This window comes from Litorivita pollutaquae, assembly GCF_003205515.1.
Lineage (GTDB): Bacteria > Pseudomonadota > Alphaproteobacteria > Rhodobacterales > Rhodobacteraceae > Litorivita > Litorivita pollutaquae.
The window spans coordinates 68,714-94,161 of the sequence record NZ_KZ826482.1 but is presented as its reverse complement, the minus strand read 5'-3'; the positions used below and the strand labels follow the sequence as shown (position 1 = coordinate 94,161).

The window sequence follows — 25,448 nt, the reverse complement described above, 5'->3', positions numbered from 1 at the left end:
AAGAATGAAACTGCGCCGCGCGCGACCCGGGCTTCGCCCCCGCTGGATCCAGATCAGCATGCTCGGGCTACTGGCGTTTTGCTCGTTGGTGCTGCTGATCTTCCTTTCCAATTCAGTGTCGGGAAAACTGCGCGAGCTGGGCAGCGCGCAGACAGACAACGTGCAATGGACCATGAGCCAGGTCGAGGTGGAATACCTTGATTTTCTAACTGCCTTACAACGCGCGCAGGTTCGAGTTATCACAGCGGAAGAGGCGCAGCAGCTCCCCTCACAAACCGATAGCGACGAGAGCGCCGGTTCAAAGGATGTCATCGCTCCGGCACTGGCCGAGCTGCGCAAGCGCTACAACATCTTCTACAGTCGTTTGGAAACCATCAATACGAGCGCGCTATATCGGCCCATTCTTGATTATTCCCGTTTGCGCGAGCGTTTTGATGCTTTGGCGGCCCGCACCTATGCGCTGGTGCCATTGATTGATGGAACGGATGAAGCGCTGGTCGCCGCCCTGCCCGCCATTGTTGCGGCGATTGAACCCTCGCGGCATGACCTGCGGCTGATTTCGACCGAGGGCAACCGCCAAGTCGCCCGGCAGGCCGATCGCACGCGTGAGGATGCCGCGCGGGTGCTGAGCTTGGTCGCTGCGGTCGGGTTATTGCTGGTCGTTGCGGTGCTTTGGTTGTTGTTCGTGTTCTGGCGGCTATACACGCTCAATCGCAAACGTGCTTTGGTCAACCGCGCTATGTTAAGCCGGATCGAAGCGATCATTTCAACGTCGCGGGATGCGATTATTGTCTGCGATCCTTTGGGCGAAATTTCGGACTTCAACCATGCGGCTGAACTGCTGTTCGGGCGCACGCGGGACGAGGCCATTGATCTGCGCCTTGGATCGTTCTTGCGCCATCCGTTGACTCCGATCAGCGGGGAAATTCCCGCTGCAGATTCACAAAGCCGCCCCGTGCGGCCCACCGCCCTGTTGGAGAGCTGTGCGGCGGGCGGTAGCCGCAGCGAACGTTTGCTGGGACGCGACAACACCGGCCGGCATTTTGCCATCGAGTTGACCGTGGACAAGGCCGAGCATGACGGGCGCACGATCCTTGTCTGCTTTGTGCGCAATATCACCCAACGGCTTGCCGCCGAACAGGAGCTGGTCCGGTCACGGGACAAAGCCTTGGCCGGCGAACGCGCCAAAGCGCGTTTCCTCGCCGTGATGAGCCATGAGATGCGCACGCCGCTCAACGGGGTCTTGGGCACTGTCGAGCTTTTGGGCAGTACCGAGCTGAGCCCGCAACAGGCAGAATTTGTCGATGTTCTGCGCAATTCTGGACAAGTTCTGCTAAGCCACATCAACGAGGTGCTCGACATCACCCGTATTGAAAGCGGTCACGTCACCCTTGATGCCGCGCCGTTTGATCTGGATGCACTGCTGCGCGAGATCGCACAAAGCCTGCATTCGATTTCTACGGCCAATGGCAATCGCGTCATCTTGCCCGACGACGAAATTGGTACGGTCCTTGGGGTGCGGACCCGTTTGCGACAGGTGCTGGTCAATTTGGTAAGCAATGCCGCAAAGTTCACCCGCGATGGTGAGATCACCGTTGAGGCCGCTCGGCTGGACGGGGATGTGGTGGAAATTCGGGTCAGTGACACGGGTCCGGGAATTCCCGAACATGCCCTGGCCACAGTGTTCGACGATTTTGTACGCCTCACAGATGGCGGGGCGGATGAAACGGAGGGCACCGGGCTTGGTCTTGGCATCGCACGCACCTTGGTCTCTGCGATGCAAGGAGAGATCGGTGCAGAAAGCGAATTCGGCGAAGGCAGCGTGTTTTGGGTCCGGTTGCCCTTGCCACCTGCGACAAAAGAGAGTGCATCTGAGCCTCCCGTGTCTGCGCCACAGGTGAATGACAGTGGCCATGCCTCCGATTTACCCACCAAAGACCGCAACCCAGTTACGATCACATCGGACATCGGGCGCGATAAATCTGATCGCGGCATCGCTCAGTCACAAAAGAATGACGCCGGCGAAAGCAAACCAAAACCCGAGGCGCGCCCAAACAACCGGCCCGCGCTGGATGTGCTGGTTGTCGAGGACAACAAAACCAACCGGTTCATTGCCCGAGAAATGCTGCGCCGTGACGGGCACCGGGTCACCGAAGCGCATGACGGGGTTGAGGGCGTGGAGGCCGCAGCCGTGCAGGCTTATGATCTGATCTTGATGGATATTTCCATGCCGCGCATGGATGGGGTTGAGGCAACGCGCACCATTCGCGCCTCTGGCGGCGCATCGGCCGACAGCCGGATTATCGCCCTCACCGCCCATGCCCAACCCGAAGATCACGACCGCTATCTCGCCGCCGGAATGCAGGCCGTATTGAACAAACCCCTGCGATGGGCGGTGCTGCGCGATATGCTTTACCCGGTTGAAGCCAATACCGAAGTGGCCGAAGGCACAGAGGGGTCGGACCTGCCGGATCTGGACGCGCAGGTCATGGCAGAGATGCAGCGCGCCTTGCCCGCCGAGACCATTATCCGGCTCACGCAGGAATTCTTTGCCGAGGGCGATACATTTATGGCGGCACTGGACGATCTGGCGCATCTTGCCCCCTCCGAAGCTCGTGCCGCGTTGCACGGATTTGCCGGGTCCTGCGCGACCTTTGGCGGGCGGGCCTTGCATGATGCGCTCGGTCAGGCCGAAACCTGCGCCAGCGGCGGTGCCAATTGGCAGGACCGCAGCGCAGAGGTGTTGCGCCCCCTGCCCGCTCTTTGGCTGCGTCTCAAGGCCGGTCTGGAAAGCGGGTTAAGCAACATGGCGCAAACCGAGGGTGACGAGACGGCGGGCGGTGCCAAGCGGCAAGCCTAGCATCCCAATGTTTCTGCGCTCTTCACACGTGGGTAACCGCAGCCTCGGTTGACGCGATCCGCATGGTATTGTGACGCCCTGCCGCCGAGTCCGACAAAAATAAGGCGGGCTCTCGAAAGAACCCGCCTCTGTGGTGCCGGCTTGGCCGCAGTTTATGAACGCACGGGCTTACTTGAGCGCCTCATCTGTGATTTCAAGCGTATAGGCGCCTTCGGGAGTTTTGGTGATCACCGGATCAGAACCGCCGCCCAGCAATGTTGCCACGGTACGTTCATAATCAGCCGGATCAAGTGCGCCATTCGACCCTGCGGTCAACTTGGCAACCTCGCCCATCATACGTTTTTGATGCTCTTCTGTTTGCGCACCGGTTTCGTCATATTCCAGAACGATATCAGCGGCCTCGTCAGGATTCGCTTCAGCGTATTTCCAACCCTTCATCGAACCGCGCACAAACTTCACCATTTTGGCTTTGAAGGCCGGATCCGCCAGATTTTCTTCGAGCGCGTAAATCCCGTCTTCAAGCGTCGCGACTCCTTGGTCCTCATATTTGAAGGTCACCAATTCATCGGGATCGACCCCCGCATCGAGCACTTGACCATATTCATTATAGGTCATGGTGGAAATGCAATCGGCTTGGCGCTGGATCAATGGATCGACGTTGAAGCCTTGCTTCAAAACGGTGACACCGTCCGCTCCGCCCTCGGTTGAAATGCCTTCCTGGCTCATCCATGACAGAAACGGATATTCATTGCCAAAGAACCATACGCCGATGGTTTTGCCTTTGAAATCCTGTGGACTGGTGATGCCGGTGTCCTTCCAACAGGTCAGCATCAGCCCCGATGTTTTATAAGGCTGCGCGATATTGACCACGGGCAATCCTTTTTCGCGCGCCGCCAATGCCGAGGGCATCCAGTTCAACATCACATCCGCGCCGCCGCCGGCAAGAACCTGTGGCGGAGCAATATCAGGACCGCCGGGCAAAATCGTCACGTCGAGGCCTTCGTCCTCGTAGAAGCCTTTTTCAAGCGCGACATAATACCCGGCGAATTGCGCCTGCGTCACCCACTGCAACTGCAATTTTACCGTGTTATCCGCGTCTGATGCGGCCTGCGCGATTGGCGCGCCGACGAGCCCAAGGGCAAATGCCAAGCTGGCTATGGTCTTCATGTTAGTGCTCCCAGTTTATAATTATGGGGGGATCGTGACACTCAAAGGCCAATGGCTCAACCAAATCTTTACCAGATGGTTCAATGCCGCGATTCGCGCCCATTTCATAAGCGATGGCCAATTATGCAGGCATTACGGTGCTTACGGTAGTGTAAACCTCCATAGAAAAACCTCTCAAGCTGACGTATAGTCAATGCGCCCGCCGGTATTTGGTGGGAATATTTTATATGGAGTAATTACAATGTCTCACACAAACAAACTGACCGCGCTATTGGCGGCAAGCGTCTTTTCCACCGGCGTTATGATGGCACAGGGCGGTCAGGCGGCCGTTCTGGATTTTTCCTCGCTGACTGGGGGCACGAATCCCGGCACAACTTTCGTCATTCCCGATGCCGTTGTGACGGCCGAAGGTGGCGCGCTCTTTAAATATCCAGAATCGGGCCACATATGTTCGATGCCTTATCCGGAATTTAGCTGCGCAGCCGATCTTGAAATTGATTTCACATCGGATGTCACCGACGTCAGTTTCAGCACGGCGGGCTTTAATGTCGGCGACTACGTGGACTTGATGGTGTACGGCATCGGCGATTTACTTGTTGGCAGTGTCGCAATCACGGGCAATGGATTCTATGACCTCACCGGCTTTGGCGTCATCAGCTCGCTTTTCTTTGACGACAGTTCAACCGGCTACGGTTTCGAATACGATCAGATCTCCTATACGTTGGCGCCGGCTGTGCCTTTGCCAGCGGGGCTGCCGTTGTTGCTGACCGGTATTGCTGCTTTTGCAGGGTTGTCGCGCAAGCGCCGCGCAGCATAACCCCGATTGTCACTTTTTATACGACAATGCCGAGCAGTCGCTGCTCGGCATTTTTTTGTGTAATGGCGGGTCAGCCGCGCCGCTGTGACGGATGCCAAAAGGTCACGATGCGTTCGATCACCGCAATACCGCCGTAAAACAGGCTGCCGGCAATGGCGGCGACGACGATCTCGGCCCAAACCATATCAAGCGCCAGTTGCCCGACCGACGTCGAAATCCGAAAGCCCATGCCGACGATCGGCGAGCCGAAAAACTCCGCCACAATGGCACCAATGAGGGCAAGCGTAGAGGCGATTTTAAGCCCGTTGAAGACAAAGGGCATCGCCGCAGGTAGGCGCAGTTTCCATAGTCCCTGCCAATATCCCGCCGCCCATGTTTTCATCTGGTCGCGCTGCATGGCAGAGGTCTCTTGCAACCCTGCCGTGATGTTCACCAACATCGGGAAAAACACCATCACCACCACAACGGCGGCTTTGGATTGCCAATCGAACCCGTACCACATGACCAAAATCGGCGCTGTGCCAACGATCGGCAAGGCGGCGACAAAATTGCCCACGGGCAACAATCCACGGCGCAGGAAATCCGATCGGTCCACGGCAATGGCTGCTACGAATGCGGCAATCACCCCGATGACATATCCAGACAGCGCGCCCTTGACGAAGGTTTGCACAAAATCCGCCCAAAGGATCGGGATGCTGCTTGTTAGCCGCGCGGCGATCACGGACGGAGCCGGTAGGATCACCATCGGCACCTCCATCCCGCGCACGATCATTTCCCACATCGCCAAAAGCGTCAGCCCAAAGATCAAAGGCACCGCCAATTTGGCCCCCTGACTGTCATCGGCGGGGCCGTTGGCGATGCGGATATTCACCCACATCGCGGCGAGCCATAAAATCACGGCTGCAATCACCAGGTTCATTTGCCATACCCCATGCGTTTGAGCGTCACCCGTTCGATCCCGGCGATCACCGCCACCAATCCGGCGGCCAGAATTGCCGTAGCAAATAGCGCGGACCAGATTTGGATCGTTTGGCCATAATAGCTGCCGGTCAATAACCGCGCGCCAAGACCGCGGATCGCGCCCGTGGGCAACTCGCCAACGATGGCGCCCAAAAGGCTGGCGGCGATGCCGACCTTGAGCGAGGTAAACAAATAGGGCACCGAGCTGGGCAATCGCAGGGTCCAGAAACTTTGCGATTTCGACGCCCCCCAAGTGCGCATCTGGTCAAGCTGCATGGCCGAGGGGCTGCGCAGGCCTTTGACCATGCCGACCACCACGGGGAAAAACGAAAGATATGCCGAAATAATCGCCTTGGGGATCAAGCCTTGCACGCCGATGGAATTGAACACCACGATGATCATCGGCGCGATGGCCAGAACAGGGATGGTTTGGCTGGCGATGGCCCATGGCATCACGCTCATATCCATGGCGCGGCTGTGTACGATGCCGACCGCCAAAAGGATGCCGCCGACGGTGCCCATGGCAAAACCAAGCAAGGTCGCCGACAGCGTGATCCAACCATGAAAAACCAGACTGCGTTTCGAGGTGATTTTCTTCTCGACCGTGGTTTGCCACAGTTCAACCGCCACTTGATGCGGTGCAGGCAATCGCGGTTTTTTCAATGCAAAGGTGTCGCGCCATTGAGCGGGATTGGCCAAGGCGAGGCCAATGGCCGACATATCGCGGCGTTCGCGCGCGCCCGGCGTCGACACGGTGGCCCCCGCCCGTTCGGCTTCGGTCAGGGCAGTTTTGATATTCATCGGCACGCAGGCCAAATACCAAATACCAAAGATCACCGCCACCACGGTCAGAACCGGAAAAACATTCCTAATCATAAGCATGCCCCGCGCGCAGTCCTTCGCGCACACGATGCGCAATTTCCAAAAACTCCGGCGTGTCGCGGATATCGAGCGGGCGTTCACGCGGCAGTGGGGATTTGATCACATCGGTGATGCGCCCCGGACGCGGGCTCATCACCACGATATGGGTCGATAGATACACCGCCTCGGGGATCGAATGGGTGACAAAGCCGATGGTCTTGCCGGTGCGGGCCCAAAGTTTGAGGAGCTCTTCGTTCAAATGGTCGCGCACGATCTCGTCGAGCGCACCAAAAGGTTCGTCCATCAAAAGAATATCGGCATCAAAGGCGAGCGCACGGGCGATCGAAGCGCGTTGCTGCATCCCGCCCGAAAGCTGCCAGGGGTATTTGCCGCCAAACCCTTCAAGATCGACCAAGGCCAGCGTCTTTTCCACACGCTCGGCGCGTTCCGCTTTCGAAAACCCCATGATTTCAAGCGGAAGCGAGATATTGCCCGCAATTGTGCGCCATGGATAGAGGCCGGCCGCCTGAAACACATAACCGTAAGCGCGGGCTTTGCGCGCCGCTTCCGGCGACATGCCGTTGACGGTGATGGTGCCACCAGTGGGTTGCTCAAGCGCCGCAATGGTGCGTAAAAACGTCGTCTTGCCGCAGCCTGACGGACCGATGAAGCTGACGAAATCGCCGGCGCCGATATCAAGGTTCACATCGCGCAACGCCTGCACGGGGCTGTCTTTGGTTTGGAACGTCAGGTCCAGCCCTTTGGCGGAGATTACGGGCGATGGGTCAGTCATTGTCATAGAGTCTCAATGCAATAAGAGGAGCGATGAAGAGCGAAAGCGCAGCGGGAAGATAGGGCAGCAAGAGGTTCATCAAACCGCCCATATCCGCGCGCACAAGAAAGTGGGAAAACAACCGGTCCCCGAATAAAACTATCAACGCCAGCGCGCAAAGTCCTGCCGCAACGACCGCCGAACCGATTAAGGTCGCGGCCGCGACGGTGCCGGATCTGGATGCCGACCGATAGAGAAAAAACCATACCGGGCTGGCGACCGCGACGAAGAATGGAGCAAGCAAAAACGACACAAAAACCAGCGCGGCCAATAGAAAGAACATACTTCCCAAACGATCAGAAAAATATAGCCGATCCGCGTCGGTGTGCAGGATCGTGGCAACGTTCCAGATCAAATAACAAACAAGCGTGGCAACACCCGTTGCAACGGTCGTTAACCAAATGAACCCCAGATAGCGCAACCAAAATCCATCCACGGGATCGCCTTGCCTGCCCATCAAATCCCCGCTGGAATGTTCATCGGATCGCGTGTGATGCTGCGCGGCGAGTTCAGCGCTTTCCAGTGCGACAAGGCTTTGGCTGCCGAGGAAAACGGGGGGCGCGGTACGAAACGGCCGCGGCCCGGTTGCGGTTGGCTGTTTTGGCCCCATGCCCAGATGACTTCGCCGCGCGACAGGGTATAGCGGCTTTGCGCTTTAACCTCGAAACCGTCAAACACGTTATAATCAAGGATCGAATGGTGGTTCGAGGCGCTGATGGTTTTGGTGATTTTGGGATCCCACACAACAATATCGGCATCCGCCCCTTCAACGATCGCGCCCTTTTTGGGGTAGATGTTGAGGATTTTGGCCACATTGGAGGAGGTCGCAGCGACGAATTCGGAGGGCGTCAACCGGCCGGTTTCGACACCTTCGGTCCACAAAACGGCAAGACGTTCTTCCACCCCGTTCGAGCCATTGGGAATCTTGGTGAAATCATCGACGCCCAACCGCTTTTGTTCGGTGCTGAACGCGGCGTGATCGGTGGCAACAACCTGCAACGACCCCGATTGGAGACCGGCCCAAAGGCTGGCTTGGTGGTCCTTATTGCGGAACGGCGGCGACATGACGCGGCGGGCGGCATGGTCCCAATCTTTGTTGAAATATTCGCTCTCGTCGAGGGTGAGGAATTGAATGAGCGGTTCGCCATAAATCCGCATGCCCTTTTGACGTGCGCGGCGGATCGCCTCATGCGACTGCTCGCAGGACACATGCACAATATAAAGCGGCGTTCCGGCGGCATCGGCGATGGTGATGGCACGGTTGGCGGCCTCGCCCTCAAATTCCGGCGGACGCGAATAAGCATGCGCCTCGGGTCCGGTCATCCCATCGGCGAGAAGCTTTTTCTGCATCAAATCAACAAGATCGCCGTTCTCAGCATGGACCATCGGCAGAGCGCCAAGCTCGCGGCAGCGTTGGAAAGAGGCGAACATTTCGTCATCCTCGACCATCAGCGCGCCCTTATAGGCCATGAAGTGTTTGAACGAATTGACGCCCATATCGACCGCAACTTTCATCTCGTCAAAGATGTTCTCGTTCCAACCGGTGATCGCCATGTGATAGCCGATATCGGCGCAAATCTGCGGGGCGCTTTTGCGGTGCCATTCGTTGATGGCGTTCTTGATCGACCCGTCTTCGCCGGGCAGGCAAAAATCGATCAACATCGTGGTGCCGCCCGCCGCCGCCGCCCATGTCCCGGTTTCGAAGGTTTCGGCCGCCGTGGTGCCCATGAAGGGCATTTCGAGATGGGTATGCGGATCGATCCCGCCGGGGATGACATAGGCCCCCTCGGCGTCGATATATTCATCGCCCTTCAGGTCGGCGCCGACCTGTGTGATGGTCTCGCCCTCGATCAATACGTCGGCTTTCCATTCACGGTCTGCCGTTACCACGGTACCGCCTTTGATCACTTTGCTCATTTTGTATCTCCCGTCACATCAGGTTCTATTTTATTCACAGTGGGCTGCGAGGCAATCCTCATGCTGTGATCTTTGCGGTTTCGACCACCGCATGCAGCAAAACATCGGTTCCCGCTGCGGCCCAATCTTTGGAAATCTCTTCGGCTTCATTGTGGCTCAGCCCATCAACACAGGGGCACATCACCATCGCCGCAGGGGCGACCTGGTTGATCCAACAGGCATCATGCCCGGCGCCGGAAATAATGTCACGGTGGCTATATCCCAACCGGTTCGCCGCATCGCGCAGCGCACCAACGCAGCCCGCGTCAAATTCCACCGGATCAAAGCCGCCGGTTTTCTCGATCTCCAACCCAAGCCCCATCTCGTCGCAAATCGCCTGCGCGCCTTTGGCCAATCGGGCTTCCATATCCTGGATCACCGCCAGATTGGGCGAACGGAAATCAACCGTGAAGACAACCTTGCCGGGGATCACGTTGCGCGAATTGGGAAAGACATCAATATGCCCTGCCGCACCAACCGCGTCGGGGGCGTGGGACCATGCAATTTCGTCCACCAGTTGCAAAATTTTCGCCATGCCCAATCCGGCGTTCTTGCGCATTGGCATCGGGGTGGAGCCGGTGTGGCTGTCTTTGCCGGTCACGGTCAGTTGGGTCCAACTTAACCCCTGCCCATGCGTGACAATGCCGATCTCTTTGCCCTCGGCTTCCAAAATCGGGCCTTGCTCAATGTGCAATTCGAACAGGGCATGCATTTTGCGCGCGCCAACGGGTTCCTCGCCCTGCCATCCGATGCGGTTCAATTCGTCGCCGAATGTTTTGCCCTCGGCATCGGTGCGCGATTTCGCCCAATCCTCGGTATGCACGCCGGCAAACACCCCCGAGGACAACATCGCAGGCGCAAAGCGCGTGCCCTCTTCATTGGTCCAATTGACCACAACGATGGGGTGTTTGGTTTTCACGTTCAAATCATTCAATGTGCGCACCACTTCTAGTCCGCCCAATACGCCCAATACGCCATCGTATTTCCCGCCCGTGGGCTGTGTATCCAGATGGCTACCGACATAGACCGGCAAGGCGTCCGGATCGGTTCCGGCCCGCATGGCAAACATATTGCCCATGGTATCAAGGCCCATTTCGCATCCCGCCGCTTCGCACCAACGTTGAAACAGGCTACGGCCTTCACCATCCTCATCGGTCAATGTCTGGCGATTGTTGCCGCCCGCCACACCGGGGCCGATTTTGGCCATCTCCATCAAGCTGTCCCACAAACGGTCGGCATTGATTTTCATATTGGCGGTCGGGGCTGGCATGGCTGTGTCCTTTTGGCTGTGCTATCGGTCTGCGCGGCGGCGTCTTTTCCGCCCGTCTGGTTGAGTGTTCACCATTCTGTTTGACAGTTCAACATTTGACCAGTTGGTAAAAGTGAGGCTATCCGATCCCCCGGATCAGTCAAGCATCCCGCCCAACAAAGTCGCAACTCCCGATTTCATCTGTCGATATGCCGCACAGAATGATTGAAAATTAATCACTCTGGACAAGCTGCGTCGCAGCATTGCAACCTGAACCTGAATGCCCCAATACAGACAAGACAATGACCAAAGCCCAGCCCCAAACCCGCATCCAGAAAAAGAACACCCGCGCCATCCTCGAAGCGGCGCTTGAGGTGTTTTCCGCCAATGGATATCGCGGGGCCACGGTGGACATGATTGCGACCAAGGCAGGGCTGTCAAAACCCAACCTGCTTTACTATTTCGGGTCCAAAGAGGCAATGTATACCGCCCTTCTCGAAGAGCTTTTGGACGCATGGCTTGATCCGCTTCGGGCGCTGGATGCACAGGGCGAGCCTTTGCCGGAACTTTTGGCCTATGTGAACCGCAAGCTGGATCTGGCGCGCGATTTTCCACGCGAATCGCGGCTCTTTGCCAATGAGATCATTCATGGCGCGCCGCGGATATTGGCGGTGCTCAAAAGCGATCTCAAGGTTTTGGTCGATGAGAAAGCCGCCGTCATCGCGCATTGGAGTGCCCAAGGCCGGATCGAATGCCTCGACCCGCATCATTTGATTTTTTCGATCTGGTCGATGACACAACATTACGCCGATTTTGACGTGCAGGTGCATGCGATTTTGGGCGCGGATCATGACCCCTACCCCGATGCGCGGCAGTATCTTGAGACGCTTTTTACCCGCATTTTGCGCAAAAATTAACGCGAGGAGCGACCGTTGGACACCGCGCATCAGGGCAACGCCACGGTTTCTAACAGGCAGGGCCAATCGCTGTGGCCTGAGCGTGGACATGGCCGGTTAAACTCATTGCCCCTGCCCCAAAATCCATCCGTTGCGCCGCCGTCGCAATTGCACCGCATCTGGGTTTCCGTTAGGATAAGGCATCAGAACGCCGGGTCCACGGCGCTGATCACCTGAAAGCAATATAAAACATGACACTTTTGACGTTCGCTCCTCTGGAGCAGCCGTTGAAATGGTCCGCTTTTGTCTTGGGCTTTTGCAGCACGATTTGCGTGGTGCAGGGTTGGCAATTGGCGGCCATGATCTTTAGCCTGCCGTTTTGTTTGATCTGGATCTACTGCGGATGGCTACGTAACGAGCCGCAATTGAAATATCTCAACGTGATGTTTAGCGCGCTCTATATCTACGGCATTGCGCGGTATTTCATTGTGACGTGACCGAATACGCAAACGGGCCGTGCGGAGGTCATCCGCACGGCCCACTCGGGCAATCCGCTTGCAATGCGCTTTATTCGGCTGCGACCGCTCCGGGGTTGTTCGGATGCGTGGTCCAGTTGGCGTAATCCTTGACCGTCTCTCCGGTGCGCGGATCGATGCTGCCTTTGGCCATCTCTTCCATCGTGATACATCCCTCAATCGGGCAAACATTAACGCAGAGGTTACAGGCGACGCATTCGTCGTCCATCACCGTGAACACCCGATCTTCGCTCATCTCGATGGCTTGATGCGACGTGTCTTCGCAGGCCGCATAGCAGCGCCCGCAAGAGATGCAGGCATCTTGGTCAATCACCGCCTTGGTGACGTAATTGAGGTTCAAATGCTGCCAATCCGTAACATTCGGCACCGCCATGCCGATGAAATCAGATGTCGATGTGTGCCCTTTCTCGTCCATCCACTCTGACAGGCCCGAGATCATTTCCTGCACGACTTTGAACCCGTATGTCATCGCGGCGGTGCAAACCTGCACATTGCCCGCGCCAAGCGCCATGAATTCCGCCGCATCGCGCCATGTGGTCACGCCGCCAATGCCGCTGATCGGTTTGCGGTAGGTTTCCGGATCGCGCGCGATTTCCGCCACCATATTCATCGCAATCGGTTTGACCGCAGGGCCGCAATATCCGCCATGGGTGCCTTTGCCGTCGATCATCGGTTCAGGCGACATAGCATCCAGATCGACCGAGGTGATCGAATTGATCGTGTTGATCAAGCTGACCGCATCGGCCCCGCCTGCAAACGCCGCGCGGGCCGGATTGCGAATGTCCGATATATTCGGCGTCAGCTTCACAATCACCGGTTTTGAATAATATTGCTTGCACCAACGGGTGACCATTTCGATGTATTCCGGCACTTGCCCCACGGCCGATCCCATGCCGCGTTCGGCCATGCCGTGCGGGCAGCCAAAGTTCAATTCGATCCCGTCCGCACCCGTGGCTTCGACCAGGGGCAAGATGGCTTTCCAACTTTCTTCATCGCAAGGCACCATAATCGATACAATGATCGCGCGGTCGGGGTAATCGGCTTTGACGCGGGTGATCTCATCAAGGTTGGTTTGCAGCGGCCTGTCGGTGATCAACTCGATGTTGTTGAGGCCCAGCAAGCGCCGGTCCGCCCCGTAGATCGCGCCATAGCGCGGGCCGTTGACATTGACCACGGGCGGGCCTTCGGCGCCAAGGGTTTTCCACACCACGCCGCCCCATCCGGCCTCGAAGGCGCGGCGGACGTTGTATTCTTTATCCGTCGGCGGCGCAGAGGCCAGCCAGAACGGATTGGGGCTTTTGATGCCAAGAAATTCAGTTGTCAGATCGGCCATGGTTCATGCCTCCTTGGTCAAAAATGCGTGGATGTCTTCGGCGGCGTCGCGGCCTTCGGCAACGGCGGTGACGGTCAAATCATCCCCCCCCGAGGCGCAATCGCCCCCGGCCCATAGGCCGTCGGTGCCAGTGCGGCCCGCGCCGGTGACGGTAATCTTGCCGCGCGCGACCGAGAGGCCCGCAGGCGCGCCGATCAAGGTTTGACCGATGGCGCTGAACACTTGATCCGCAGGCAGGATCAGGCTTTCGCCGGTGCCGGTCAAAGCGCCGTCTTCCACGGCGGTATATTCAAACTCCACCTCGCGCAGGCGTCCGCCATTGCCAATCAACGCCGTGGGTTTGACGTATTCAAGGATCTGCACGCCCTTGGCCGCGGCAAGGCTTTGCTCGAACTCGGAGGCGGGCATCGCATCGCGTCCGCGCCGGTAGGCCAAAATGACGCTTTGCGCCCCAAGCAATTTGGCCTGCACGGCGGCATCCACTGCGGTCATGCCGCCGCCGATCACCACGACATTGCGCCCGATGGGCAGCGTCGACAGATCGCCCGACTGGCGCAGATCCGCGATGAAATCCACCGCATTGGTGGCCAATTCCTCGCCCGGAATACCAAGCGCATTCACCCCGCCAAGGCCGATGCCGAGAAACACCGCATCATGCGCGGCGCGCAGGGTCTCAAGGTCAAGTCCGCCGCCCAATCGCGCGCCGGTTTTCAACGTGATCCCGCCAATACCCAAAAGCCAATCGACCTCGCGGGCGGCGAAATCATCGGTGGATTTATAGGCCGCGATGCCAAATTCATTTAGCCCGCCGGCTTTGCCCCGTGCGTCATAAAGCGTCACTGCATGGCCATGCATCGCCAAACGGTGCGCGGCGGCCAAACCGGCCGGCCCCGCCCCGATCACCGCGACGCTTTTGCCGGTTGGCGCGGCGCGGGTGAAGGGATGCGGCGCATCCAATACCGCGTCAGTGGCGAACCGTTGCAGGCGGCCGATTTCCACCGGCTGCCCCTCGGCTTCCATTCGCACGCAGGCCTCTTCACAGAGCGTCTCGGTCGGGCAAACGCGGGCGCACATGCCGCCCAGAATATTGGCCTCCAGAATGGTGCGCGCGGCGGATGCCTCGGTGCCGGTGGCAATTTGCCGGATGAACAACGGGACATCAATCGAGGTCGGGCATGCGGTCATGCAAGGCGCGTCATGGCAAAAATAGCAACGATCCGCTGCGACCTGTGCTTCATGCTTGTCAAATGCGGGGTGCAGATCCTCAAACCCTTCGGCCAGATCTTGCGGCGCAAGCCGTGCGGGCGCGAGTCCGGGGGTCATCACCCTATTGCGGGCGGATGCGGTGGTCTGTCCTGTTTGAGTCATGCTGGCTCCTATGGCTGGCGTTTATCTGGCGTACGGGCGTTCCGGCGCGTTGGTAAACTGTGCCACAGGTCATTTTTTTATCAAATGGTAAATTTTGAAAGGATCAACTAATTACGCGTGACAAAATCGATATGGCGCGCCCGGGGCGCGCCATATCATGATTTCGTGATGGAAATCAATGTTCTAAGGATGAGGCTCTGTCTGCCTATATTTTTTGCATCACACCCGCCACAGGCGCGAAGCCGCCGGCCTATTTGGCGTTCGGACGGACCCGTGCGGCCGTTTTATTGGCAAAGGCTTCGAGCCGCCCACGCGATGCCGGCTGTGTATTGACGATCCCTGCCACCACGGATTCGGCATAGGACGCATCCAAAGCGGACATATTTCCGATGTGCGAAATCGCCGAACAGATGGCAAAATTCGACAAAGGCGGGTTTTGCACCGCCGCGCGGGCCAACTCCATGGCTTTGGCTTCGCTGTCCTCAACGAGATACTGGCACAGGCCCACATTCACGGCCTCGTCGCCTTGATACACACGGCCGGACAGCATCATATCAACCATACGCGCCTTGCCGACCAATCCGGCCACACGAATGGTCGCACCGCCGCCGGTGAACAATCCGCGCTGCCCCTCGGGCAAGGCGAAATAGGTGCTGTTGTCGGCCACTCGGATATGCACCGAAGAGGCCAATTCCAACCCGCCGCCGACAACCGCGCCCTTGAGCGCCGCAATCACCGGAATGCCGCTGTATTCGATTTTGTTAAAGGCCTCGTGCCAGCGCAGACAGACATGCATGAAATCGGCGGGGCTACGGTCCTCTTCGAAATGTTCGACCAGATCCAGACCGGCGCAAAAATGATCGCCCTGCGCCAAAAGCACCACAGCGCGGGTGCCAAGTTTTGGCAATTCGACAAACAGCGCGATCAATTCTTCGATCGTCTGCGCATCCAACGCATTGCGTTTTGCCGGACGGGCGAGCGTGACACGGGCAATGCCGTCCTCTTCCATCTCGACGTTGATATTTTCTAGGCTACGGCTCTGGATCGTGAACATGCTCTCTCCCTCATGCTTCATGCGCGATCTCGTTTGAACCACAGAGCGACCGCAGAGGGAAGAGCATGGATGGCTTTGGCGGTTTTCACGGTGGTGGCGTGCGCCGGGCGAGAAAAGACAGGTGACCGCGCAACCGAAACGATCAAAGATGCGCGGCGCAACACAGACATGCCGGCCGTCCGGGTCTTACATTTCTGGGGGTCTGGCGGAGCGACAGGGATTCGAACCCTGGAGACGGTCTCCCGCCTACACACTTTCCAGGCGTGCGCCTTCGACCACTCGGCCACCGCTCCGGTGGGCGGTGTGTAGCCTCTTTTTGCGGACCTGCGCAAGGGCGAATATCGCGTTTTTTTAGAGGGATGCGCGCGGCGCAAACCGCCCGAGCCAACCGGCGGGATTGCCCGTGCCGGAAGGCGGGATTAACTGTCCAGATGCAGGTAAACCCGGCGGTTTTGCGCCCCCTTCTTCTCGATCTTGCCAAGGCGCAACCGGCCGATCTCTCCCAAGCGCGCAACATGGGTGCCGCCGCAGGGTTGCACATCGATCTGGCTCTCGCCCGAACCGATACGGATCAACCGCACCTGCCCCGCGCCCATCGGCGGCATCACCGACATGGTTTTGACCAAGGCGGGATTGGCACGCAGTTCCTCATCGCTGATCCAATCCTCGGTGACCGGAAGATCCTCCTCGACCAAGACATTCAACGCCTCTTCGATGGCTTCTCGGTTGGCGGGGGCCTCGGGCATGTCAAAATCGAGCCGCCCCTTTTCGGCGGAAATTTGTCCACCGGAGATGGGCAAAGCGATCACCACCGACAAAAGATGCAAGGCCGTATGCACCCGCATGTGCCGGTGACGGCGGTCCCAATCAAGCGCCTGCACCAAAGACGTGCCAACCGGCGGAAGCGCTGCGGGCTCAGAGGGCACCAATACGATCGACCTGTCCGCGCCTTTGACTGCCGTGGCGATCCCGATAGAAGACGGGCCGCTGGCGCCCTGCCAATAGAGCGTGCCACTGTCCCCCGGTTGGCCGCCGCCTGTCGGATAAAACAGGCTGGCGTCAACCACGATTCCGCCCTCGTCGGTGTGGCCGGTTACGATGGTTTCGGCCTCGCGCATATAGGGGTCGTGACGAAACAGCAGGTCGGTCATATGTCATCTCCATCATCGGGGGCATCCGTCGCACTGTCGTCGGTATCCGCCTCGCCGCGCAACAAAGGATTGATTGTGCCTGATGGCGCAGTCTCCTCCGGTGCGGTGGAGCTGGCTGCGGAGGGGGGCACCGTATCTGTTGCGGTGGTGTTGGTTGTCGGTGCTTGCGGTTGCGAGGGTTGCAGGGCATCGGGATTTCGCAACCAGACATCGCGCTGTGCGAAAGGAATTTCGATTTCCTCTTCGGCAAAACGCGCGGCAATCGCATGGTTCAATTCCGACAACACCGCCAATTTCCACGTCACATCCCGCAAGATACAACGCACTTCGAAATCGAGGCTGTCAGCCCCGAATCCCACAAACAGAACCTGCGGTTCGGGGTTGGCCAAAACCATCGGGTGCACGCCTGCAAGCTCTTTCAATATGGTTTCAACGCGCCGCGTATCCGTACCATAGGCCACACCAACAGGTGCAATCACCCGCCCGACCGTATTGCCGCGCGTGTAGTTGGTTACCGTACCCGAGACCAGATCGGCGTTCGGCACGATCACATCGGTCCGGTCAAATGTCTCGATCCGTGTGGCCCGCACGGAAATATCGCGCACGATGCCCTGCTGTCCTCCGACCTCAATCCAATCGCCTTCGGAAATCGGACGTTCCGCCAACAAAATAATGCCGGAGACAAAATTCGACACCATGGTTTGTAACCCGAACCCGATCCCGACCGAAAGCGCACCGGCGACGATGGCAAGGCTCGACAAATCGATACCGGCGCTGGTGATGGCGATGACGGCGGCAAGGAAAATCCCAAGATATCCAACCCCTGCGACCATGGCATTGCGGCCACCCACGTCGAGTTTGGTTTTTGGCAAAACCGTCGTTTTCAACGTGCTTTGCAGGCCTCGAGTCAACCCGTAGCCAACGGCGAACACCACGGCAAAGGTCAAGAAATCCGACGGTGAGATCCGGCTATTGCCGATGGTGAACCCTTCGGTGAACCGTGTCCATATCTCGGTCAGATCGGTCCAGCGCGCGCCCCAAATCAACCCGAACACCGGCAAGGAAAGGATAAACAGCATCGCGGCGGAAAGCACCGGCACCAGACCGTCGCGCCCGCTTTCGCGGTTGCCGGTGAGCAAAACATAGGTTTCGAACAACATCCTTTGCAGGATCGCCAGAAAGGCAAATACCTGAAGCGACAAGAGCGCCGGAAATATCATCGCTTCGCTGACACGGGCATAGCCGATCATCGCGGCGACGATGCCCAAGGCTGCAATCACGACCAATACGCGCCGGATCAAAACGGTCACCCGGCTTTGGTAACCGGCGGTGGTTTCATCCGTGTCCTCTGTTTCGGTGTCCTCTGGCGGCCGGCGCAGAATACGCGCGAAGCGCATCAACAGCACACCCCCGGCAATCACCAGACCCAAGGTCAAAACCCCGCGCGTGCCCGCTTGCAAATCGAAGGTCTCGGCGAATTGGCGCACCAATTCCCACAGCCCCAAGACCAGCCCCGTCAGGCCCGCATAAAGCCGGCCGCTGCGGCGGCGTTCATAAGGCACGCCCAACGGCGGATCGACTTTCTCATTGCGCGGAAACATGCGCGCGCCAAGCCAAAGCGCAGCGAAAAAGGCAAATCCCGCGACCGGAACCGCGCCGAGGATCTGATCGCCTTTACGTCCGATCAATCCGGTCAGCATGGCCGCTTCGGTCAGGGCCGCAAGCCCGATAAGCGGGAGCAACACTTGCCCCAAGGACAGAGCAAATCCGGTCAACCACCGCGCCGCCGTGGCCCCGCCCACTTGCACCCGCGTCGCCGCCGCTTCCGTCCAAATCCGGCCCCGCAGCATCAGCAATAGCCCCAGCAGCCCCAACACCACAATCACCGGCGCATTCGCCCGCAGCTTGGCGCGCTGAGGGGCGCTGGCCCAATTCTCTTCGGTCTCCGCCCGCAGTTCCGTCAAGCCGCTCCATATTGCTGTGGCGGTCTCGGGCCAACGCGCGGGGTTCAGGGGGCTGGGTTCGAGTTGCAAAAGCGCGCGGGTTTGCCGGTCGCGGATCAATTGATCAATACCGCGAATGATCCCGTCGGCGCGGCTATAGGCGAGGTTGGCCGCAGTGATCGGCGCTTCCAATTTCGCCAGCCGCTCTTTGAGGGCTTTGCGCTGCGCTGCGATGTCGCTGGGTTCCTCTTCGCCCTCCGCAGGCGCGGGGCCAAGCGCCGCGATCTGGTCACGCACGGTTTGCAAGGCATTGCTGCCGCCGGATTGCGCCTCGGAGAACCGTGTGCGCCATGCGACGATCTCGGCCCGCAGTTGGTCCAATTCTTCGATATTGGCGTTGTCGGCTTCGATCACCTCATCGGCAGCATCGGCGCGCTTTTCCCAGGCGTCGTAGTCAATTTCGCTGGCGGTGTCCTGCGCCAGTGCCATGCCCGATCCAACCGGCATAAAACCCGAAAGGCCCGCATGAAGCGGGCCGATCAAAAGCATAAAACAGGCAAGGCCTAGAATGGAAAACCGGCGGTGCATCAAAAGGCTCACGAAGTAAAGACGCCGGGGATAGAGCGCGGCGCATGGCTGAGCCAGCCCGGCACCGGCAAGCCTTTTTCGGCGAGAAATTCAGGATTGAACAGCTTGGATTGATAGCGTGTGCCATAGTCGCACAGAATGGTCACGATGGTATGCCCGGGCCCCAGATCACGCGCCAAACGGATCGCGCCGGCGACATTGATACCCGAGGACCCCCCAAGGCAAAGCCCTTCATGCTGCAACAGGTCAAACACCACCGGAAGCGCTTCTTCGTCGGGAACCTGATAGGTGAAATCGGGGGTGAATCCTTCGAGGTTGGCAGTGATCCGGCCTTGCCCGATGCCTTCGGTGATTGAGCTGCCGGAGGAGGCAAATTCGCCAGTTGTGTAATAGCTATAGAGGGCCGCCCCCATCGGATCGGCCAAAGCAATTTTCACGCCATGCGGTTGCAGCGCCATGCCGACACCGGCCAGGGTGCCACCCGACCCGACCGCCGCGACAAAACCGTCCACCTTACCGCCGGTTTGCTCCCAAATCTCGGGGCCGGTGCCTTCGATATGGGCTTGGCGGTTGGCGACATTGTCGAATTGGTTGGCCCAGATCGCACCATTGGCTTCGGTTTTCGCCAATTTCTCGGCCAGCCGCTGCGAATAGCGCACATAGTTGTTGGGGTTGGAATAGGGGGCGGCGGGCACTTGGACCAATTCCGCACCGGCCAATTCCAACATGTCCTTTTTTTCCTGAGACTGGGTCTCGGGGATGACGATCACGGTTTTGAACCCCATCGAGGCCCCGACCAACGCAAGGCCGATACCGGTGTTGCCCGCCGTGCCTTCGACAATTGTGCCGCCCGGTTTGAGAACCCCGCGCGCGATCGCATCCTGAATGATATAGAGCGCCGCGCGATCTTTAACCGATTGACCCGGATTGAGAAATTCAGCCTTACCCAAAATCGTGCAACCGGTCGCTTCGGAGGCCGCGCGCAGTTTGATCAACGGGGTGTTGCCAACCGCAGTGGCCAGATCATTTGCATAGTTCATGGGCGGATGCTCCTTGTCATACTTCGGGTCTTTTGCCGTGCCGCGTGATTTGGGCCGCGCAATAAATTCATGCCTCAAGATGTATGCCCCCTTGGGGGCGAACTCAAGCGAACTTCACAAGCCTGCACGCAATCGAGGACGCGCCGCCGCCAGCCAGAGCAGCATCAGGATCAGCGGCCCGTTATTGGCCTCGCCAGAGGACACAAGATCCATGGCAGCGTCAAAGGACAGAACATGGGTCCGAATGTCCTCGTGCTCCTCGGCAAGCCCGCCCTGCCCTTTGGCCAGATCGGGCAAATCGCAGAGGCCCAGAAACAGATGGAAAAATTCGGTCGAGCAACCGGGGCTGGGATAATGCGCGCTGATTTTCTCGATTGCGGTGAGGGTCAGCCCCGCCTCTTCCACCGCTTCGCGCCGTGCGGCGGCTTCGGGTGTTTCGCCGCCATCAATGCGCCCCGCGACCGGTTCCAATTGGAACGGTTTGGGATCGCCGCGCCCGTATGGGCCCATGCGAAATTGTTCGACCAAAAGCACGCGGTCGCGGAGCGGATCATAGGGCAACAGGATCGCCGCATCGCCCACCACGAAGACCTCCCGTTCGAGCAGCTCACTGTGACTGCCGTCAAACTTTGGCAGTTGCAAGCGATGGGTTTGATGCAAAAAGAATCCGGCATGGCTGGTCTCTTCGGCGTTGCGGATCACTGCCTCTGCGCCGGTATCGCTGCGCAAATGGGTTGGTGCGGGGGTTTGGGCCAACAGACGCGCGGCGGCGCGGGTGCGGATCATGCCAAAACGTGCCGCCAGTGTTTGGGCGGTGATCTGCCCGAAATAGCTCATGGCTTCGCCCGCCGCGCGCATCGCAAGTTCGGCGTGGCTCTTGCGCCATGTCTCCAATGACCATGGCCGCGCATGCGGCAGCTGCTCTTGCTCTTCAAGGCTTTGATCGGGAAAATAGACTTGTGCGGGCTGGGTCACGCGGCCCTGTGCTGCGGCACGTCCGGTTTCAACCATCGCGCCGCGCAGGGCATAGCCAAAGCCACGCTCATAAAAATCCATCCGCGCCAGATGATCGCTGCCCATCCCTTGCAGCAACAGACCCGCCGCCTCTGCGCCCTTTTCTGCGCAAATCACCGGATAGCTGCCGTCATCCGGCGCGTCATAAGTGCGGTGGCCGGGCAAGAGCGCCGGTGTGATCCGGATCACGGCATCCAGATGCGCAGGCTCGACGCCCAAAACACAGGCCAACAGCGGGCGGTGACAGAGGGTTCCATAGACAAAGATATCGGCCATATTGACTCCGGTCATAGGCATAGATGCGTCGGCAGGGCCGAGGGATGGGTCGGTAAGGCTGCGGCAGTTGTGCTGCGTCCTGCTCTCCGGCCGACCGCGCGTGAACGCGGGCAGACCACCGGCGGCGTGACTTGGGGGAAAGGGTCAGTTGGCTCGCGCCGCCACAGCTTCCGTCAGCAATCCGGTCAAAATCGCCCCCGCAGCAAGGGTGCCGATGACCAAAGGATCAACCATGATCAACGCATATTCAATCGCGATTTGAAACATATTGGTGATTGCTTCCATCGCCCCGTCGAACCGGCGGCGCATGGCAAGGCGCAACATTTCATAACCCGCATGGATGAAAATCGACCAGAGCACCATCATGAAGACGCCGGTGACCCCGTTGCCAATCGCATCGGCACGCCCGCGCCCTGCCCGCGTGCCAAGGATCAACCATCCAGCCACCAAACCGACACCGGCGTTGATAAAATTAAACCACCCGAAATTGCTGCGGTCCGGCAGCAACATGCGCACTTCATCGGATACGATCCACGCGAGGGCCGCCAAACAAAGGGCAGCCACCAGCTTCGCCCCTGTCGGCATACTGGCGGAATGGGTCGGGATCATCCTTGGCTCGGCCTCGTGATTGTTATCTGTGTTACATCACAGTTTCCCCCCTCGAAGGCCCCGGCGCAAGAGGTAAGATAGAAATTCCACATGCGCTTGAAACGCGCATCAAATCCCAACGCGGCAATCTCGTCCCAACGGGCGTTGAACGTCTCGAACCAGCGCCGCAGGGTCAGGCTATAGCTGCGGCCAAATTCGATCGATTTGGTGCACTCGAGCCCGGCGCGGGCAATTTCGGCGCGCAGGGCCTTCGGGCTCGGCAACATCCCACCGGGGAAGATATATTTTTGAATGAAATCAACGTTTTTCCGGTATGTTTCAAACCGCGCATCCTGCACGGTGATGACTTGTAATGTGGCTTTTGATCCGGGGGCGAGACACCGTTTTACGGTGTCGAAATAGACCGGCCAATATTGCTCGCCCACGGCCTCGAACATTTCGATAGACGCGATGCCGTCATAAGTGGCTTTTTCGTCACGATAGTCTTGCAATTTGAAGTCGACCAGATGCGAAAGGCCGGCTTTTTCAATGCGTTCGCGGGCAAAATTCAATTGCTCGACACTCAAGGTCAGACCCGTCACCCGTATGCCGCGTTCCTTGGCGGCATATTCCGCGAAACCGCCCCAACCGCAGCCGATTTCAAGCAAATGATCGCCGGCCTTGGCGCCGATCTGATCCACCATCGAGGCATATTTGGCGATCTGCGCGGCCTCAAGGCTTTCCTGCCCTGTCTCGAACAGGGCGCTGGAATAGGTCATCGTATCGTCGAGCCAGATCCCGTAAAAATCATTGCCCAAATCGTAATGAGCGGCGATGTTTTTCTTGGCCTGATCCTTTGTGTTGCGGTTCATCCAATGGCGCATTCGCTCATAGCTGCGCACGAAAAACATACCGGGAAACCCGTCATATAGTTCATCATTCTCGGTGTGCAGAAGATCAAGAAACGCCTGCAAATCGGGGCTCGACCACCATTCATCAAGGTAAGCCTCGCAAAACCCCAAATCACCCTCTCGGACCAATCGCGCAAAGGTGTCGGGGTTGTGGATCTGAACCTCGGCGACCGGACCGGGGTTTTGTCCCTGCGCGCGAAAGACCCGCCCATCGGGAAGTCGAAAATCCAGCCGTCCATTGGGTATACGGGCGGCCACCTCGAACACACGGGCAAAATAGCGTGGCAAATCACGTTGGCCGTCGGTGGTGGTGAATATCATTGGTTTTCCTCTTTGCGCCTTTGGTCTGCGCCCCATGAGTCGAAGGGTATGCGGCACAGGCATGATCGGGCAAGGTTTTGTTACGGGTTTGGTTCGGGGGCTATTTTAACCGGTTCAAAAGTCGCGATTTTCATAGATTTCAAGCGCACGCGCACGACCTTCTGCCAAGGACAAAAGCGGATCAGGGTAGCGATCATCGGGGGACAACCCCCATGATTTTGGCACCGCGTCAAAATAGGAAAGCGCGGTTTTCAAGGCCTGCGCGCGCCCCTCGGCAATCCATGTATCGCGATAACGGCCATCACGGTCGAATTTGGCCGCCTGCGTGTCGGGGTTGAAAACACGGAAATAGGGCGCGGCGTCCGGCCCTGATCCGGCCACCCATTGCCACCCCATTGCGTTCGATGCGATGTCCCAATCGCTTAAGCAGTCTTCGAACCATGCCTGCCCGACACGCCAATCCACCAACAAATGTTTGGTCAGATAAGAGGCCGCGATCATCCGTGCGCGATTGTGCATTTTGCCGGTCACATACATTTGCCGCATGGCCGCATCGACAAATTCGACACCGGTGCGCCCTTGGGTCCACCGCTGAACCTCTTCGGGGGCTTCTTCGGCGCTGCGCCAACCAAATCTCTCCCATCCGGCACGCCAGTTCTTCTCCAAAATATGCGGGGTGTGATGCATCAGGTGATAAGCAAATTCACGCCAAACCAACTCTTTGAGGAAATGTTCGGCGCCGGCCGCGCCACTTTGCGCCGCCTGCCGCGCTGCGTGCCAACATTGGTGCGGACTGATCTCTCCATAAGTCAGAGGTTCGGACAGCATTGAGGTGGCATCGTCTGCGGCGAAATCCCGGCGCTCTTTATACGCGCTGACCTTTTGCGCGATGAATGTGTGCAGCCGCGCCTGTGCCGCCGCCTCGCCGATGCGCGCGTGCTGCGCCATCACCGCAGCGCCGCGCTGCATCGACGCGCCCATGTCCCAGTCGCCCAAAGCGTCGCTTTGCGGCCATGAGGACGGTGCGTGGATATGATCCGGTTTATCTAAGGGCGTTTCGACCGGAAGATCTTTGACGGCGCGCCAGAACGGGGAATAGACTTTGTAATACCCCCCTTGTTGCGTGTTGATGGTCCAGGGTTCGAACAACAGATGCCCGCCAAAGCTTTTTGCGGCGATCCCGGCATTGCGAAGATCGGATTTGACATGTGAATCGCGCGATTGAGACGCAGGATCATAGGCGCGCGACCAATAGACCGCCGTCGCGCCGACCTCCGCCGCCAGCTCTTGCAAGACCAATGCCGCAGGGCCCCGCCGCAAAATCAACCGTGATCCGGCGGCCTCTAAGGCGTGGGCATGACATTCAATCCCGCGGCCAAGCCGCCATTTCGACGCCGCGCCCAGCCCATCGACCTGTGCATCATAAATATAAACCGGAACAACAGCGCCACGCGCCACCGCCGCGCAGAGCGCCGGATGATCGCAAAGCCGCAGATCACGGCGCAGCCAAAGAAGGGTGACGGGGTTGGCCATATGTCTCTCGAATTTTTGTGTTCTTTCCAGCCATTACGGCCCGCGCGACGGATCGGTTCACTCTTTTTGATAATTCCTCAAACAGATCTTGGATCACGTGGTGCAGCCCCCAAGAAAACGATCCCCGCCCGGTCAAACCGGACGGGGATGTGGCTGCGTTGGGCGGCTTAGGCCATCGGCGGATGCCGCCCGGT

The 25,448-nt window shown here is 58.6% G+C and carries 21 protein-coding genes and 1 tRNA gene; 4 read left to right on the top strand and 18 right to left on the bottom strand.

Going from position 1 to position 25,448, the window contains the following annotated elements; translation table 11 throughout:
• Positions 1 to 4 precede the first annotated feature (4 nt).
• Positions 5 to 2,860, top strand: coding sequence for a PAS domain-containing hybrid sensor histidine kinase/response regulator (locus tag DI396_RS04365; protein WP_110794977.1), 2,856 nt, complete (start codon positions 5 to 7; stop codon positions 2,858 to 2,860).
• A 168-nt stretch (positions 2,861 to 3,028) separates the two neighbouring features.
• Here DI396_RS04365 and DI396_RS04360 read toward each other — a convergent pair whose 3' ends face one another.
• Positions 3,029 to 4,027 carry an ABC transporter substrate-binding protein gene (locus DI396_RS04360; RefSeq protein WP_110794976.1) on the bottom strand — a complete coding sequence of 333 codons (999 nt, stop codon included), beginning with the start codon at positions 4,025 to 4,027 and terminating at the stop codon, positions 3,029 to 3,031.
• Positions 4,028 to 4,220: 193 nt separating this feature from the next.
• On the opposite strand from DI396_RS04360, the gene DI396_RS04355 reads away from it, so the two are divergent.
• Positions 4,221 to 4,844 carry a VPLPA-CTERM sorting domain-containing protein gene (locus tag DI396_RS04355; protein ID WP_110794975.1) on the top strand — a complete coding sequence of 208 codons (624 nt, stop codon included), beginning with the start codon at positions 4,221 to 4,223 and terminating at the stop codon, positions 4,842 to 4,844.
• Between the two features lie 70 nt (positions 4,845 to 4,914).
• On the opposite strand, the gene DI396_RS04350 is transcribed toward DI396_RS04355, so the two are convergent.
• The 6 genes from DI396_RS04350 to DI396_RS04325 are packed head-to-tail and all read right to left on the bottom strand — an operon-like array spanning position 4,915 to position 10,723.
• A complete protein-coding gene (locus DI396_RS04350; protein WP_110794974.1) occupies positions 4,915 to 5,763 on the bottom strand; it encodes an ABC transporter permease in 849 nt (282 codons plus the stop codon).
• Complete coding sequence (locus tag DI396_RS04345; RefSeq protein WP_407936295.1) at positions 5,760 to 6,686, bottom strand: ABC transporter permease; 927 nt, start codon at positions 6,684 to 6,686, stop codon at positions 5,760 to 5,762. Before DI396_RS04345 ends, DI396_RS04350 begins: the two co-directional genes overlap by 4 nt.
• Positions 6,673 to 7,464, bottom strand: a complete 792-nt coding sequence (locus DI396_RS04340; protein WP_110794973.1) for an ABC transporter ATP-binding protein — start codon at positions 7,462 to 7,464, stop codon at positions 6,673 to 6,675. The genes DI396_RS04345 and DI396_RS04340 overlap by 14 nt, the downstream gene beginning before the upstream one ends.
• Positions 7,451 to 7,918 (bottom strand): hypothetical protein, encoded by a 468-nt coding sequence (locus DI396_RS04335; protein WP_162617154.1) that lies wholly within the window; start codon positions 7,916 to 7,918, stop codon positions 7,451 to 7,453. The genes DI396_RS04340 and DI396_RS04335 overlap by 14 nt, the downstream gene beginning before the upstream one ends.
• A gap of 35 nt (positions 7,919 to 7,953) precedes the next feature.
• On the bottom strand, positions 7,954 to 9,414 hold the full coding sequence (gene hydA, locus DI396_RS04330; RefSeq protein ID WP_110794971.1) for a dihydropyrimidinase: 1,461 nt from the start codon (positions 9,412 to 9,414) through the stop codon (positions 7,954 to 7,956).
• A gap of 58 nt (positions 9,415 to 9,472) precedes the next feature.
• Positions 9,473 to 10,723 (bottom strand): Zn-dependent hydrolase, encoded by a 1,251-nt coding sequence (locus DI396_RS04325; protein WP_110794970.1) that lies wholly within the window; start codon positions 10,721 to 10,723, stop codon positions 9,473 to 9,475.
• A 281-nt stretch (positions 10,724 to 11,004) separates the two neighbouring features.
• On the opposite strand from DI396_RS04325, the gene DI396_RS04320 reads away from it, so the two are divergent.
• Both DI396_RS04320 and DI396_RS04315 read left to right on the top strand, forming a co-directional pair.
• Positions 11,005 to 11,619, top strand: coding sequence for a TetR family transcriptional regulator C-terminal domain-containing protein (locus DI396_RS04320; RefSeq protein ID WP_110794969.1), 615 nt, complete (start codon positions 11,005 to 11,007; stop codon positions 11,617 to 11,619).
• A gap of 230 nt (positions 11,620 to 11,849) precedes the next feature.
• The gene (locus DI396_RS04315; RefSeq protein ID WP_204362792.1) at positions 11,850 to 12,095 is read left to right on the top strand and encodes a peptidase; all 246 of its coding nucleotides are present in this window, start codon (positions 11,850 to 11,852) and stop codon (positions 12,093 to 12,095) included.
• 70 nt (positions 12,096 to 12,165) lie between these two features.
• Here DI396_RS04315 and preA read toward each other — a convergent pair whose 3' ends face one another.
• The 11 genes from preA to DI396_RS04260 form a co-directional block, all read right to left on the bottom strand.
• Complete coding sequence (preA, locus tag DI396_RS04310; RefSeq protein ID WP_110794968.1) at positions 12,166 to 13,467, bottom strand: NAD-dependent dihydropyrimidine dehydrogenase subunit PreA; 1,302 nt, start codon at positions 13,465 to 13,467, stop codon at positions 12,166 to 12,168.
• Between the two features lie 3 nt (positions 13,468 to 13,470).
• Positions 13,471 to 14,835, bottom strand: a complete 1,365-nt coding sequence (locus DI396_RS04305; RefSeq protein WP_235851741.1) for an NAD(P)-dependent oxidoreductase — start codon at positions 14,833 to 14,835, stop codon at positions 13,471 to 13,473.
• 250 nt (positions 14,836 to 15,085) lie between these two features.
• Complete coding sequence (locus DI396_RS04300) at positions 15,086 to 15,889, bottom strand: crotonase/enoyl-CoA hydratase family protein (protein WP_110794966.1); 804 nt, start codon at positions 15,887 to 15,889, stop codon at positions 15,086 to 15,088.
• Positions 15,890 to 16,092: 203 nt separating this feature from the next.
• Positions 16,093 to 16,182 (bottom strand) — tRNA-Ser (locus DI396_RS04295).
• A 126-nt stretch (positions 16,183 to 16,308) separates the two neighbouring features.
• Positions 16,309 to 17,040, bottom strand: a complete 732-nt coding sequence (locus tag DI396_RS04290) for an alanyl-tRNA editing protein (protein WP_110794965.1) — start codon at positions 17,038 to 17,040, stop codon at positions 16,309 to 16,311.
• The gene (locus DI396_RS04285; RefSeq protein ID WP_110794964.1) at positions 17,037 to 19,583 is read right to left on the bottom strand and encodes a DUF3772 domain-containing protein; all 2,547 of its coding nucleotides are present in this window, start codon (positions 19,581 to 19,583) and stop codon (positions 17,037 to 17,039) included. The genes DI396_RS04290 and DI396_RS04285 overlap by 4 nt, the downstream gene beginning before the upstream one ends.
• Complete coding sequence (locus tag DI396_RS04280) at positions 19,580 to 20,611, bottom strand: cysteine synthase A (protein WP_110794963.1); 1,032 nt, start codon at positions 20,609 to 20,611, stop codon at positions 19,580 to 19,582. The genes DI396_RS04285 and DI396_RS04280 overlap by 4 nt, the downstream gene beginning before the upstream one ends.
• Before the next feature lie 114 nt (positions 20,612 to 20,725).
• On the bottom strand, positions 20,726 to 21,901 hold the full coding sequence (locus tag DI396_RS04275; protein WP_235851740.1) for an NUDIX domain-containing protein: 1,176 nt from the start codon (positions 21,899 to 21,901) through the stop codon (positions 20,726 to 20,728).
• Between the two features lie 144 nt (positions 21,902 to 22,045).
• Positions 22,046 to 22,510 (bottom strand): TrgA family protein, encoded by a 465-nt coding sequence (locus DI396_RS04270; protein ID WP_110794961.1) that lies wholly within the window; start codon positions 22,508 to 22,510, stop codon positions 22,046 to 22,048.
• Positions 22,507 to 23,721, bottom strand: a complete 1,215-nt coding sequence (locus DI396_RS04265; RefSeq protein WP_110794960.1) for an SAM-dependent methyltransferase — start codon at positions 23,719 to 23,721, stop codon at positions 22,507 to 22,509. Before DI396_RS04265 ends, DI396_RS04270 begins: the two co-directional genes overlap by 4 nt.
• A gap of 114 nt (positions 23,722 to 23,835) precedes the next feature.
• Positions 23,836 to 25,254, bottom strand: coding sequence for a cryptochrome/photolyase family protein (locus DI396_RS04260; protein ID WP_110794959.1), 1,419 nt, complete (start codon positions 25,252 to 25,254; stop codon positions 23,836 to 23,838).
• Between the last annotated feature and the right edge of the window lie 194 nt (positions 25,255 to 25,448).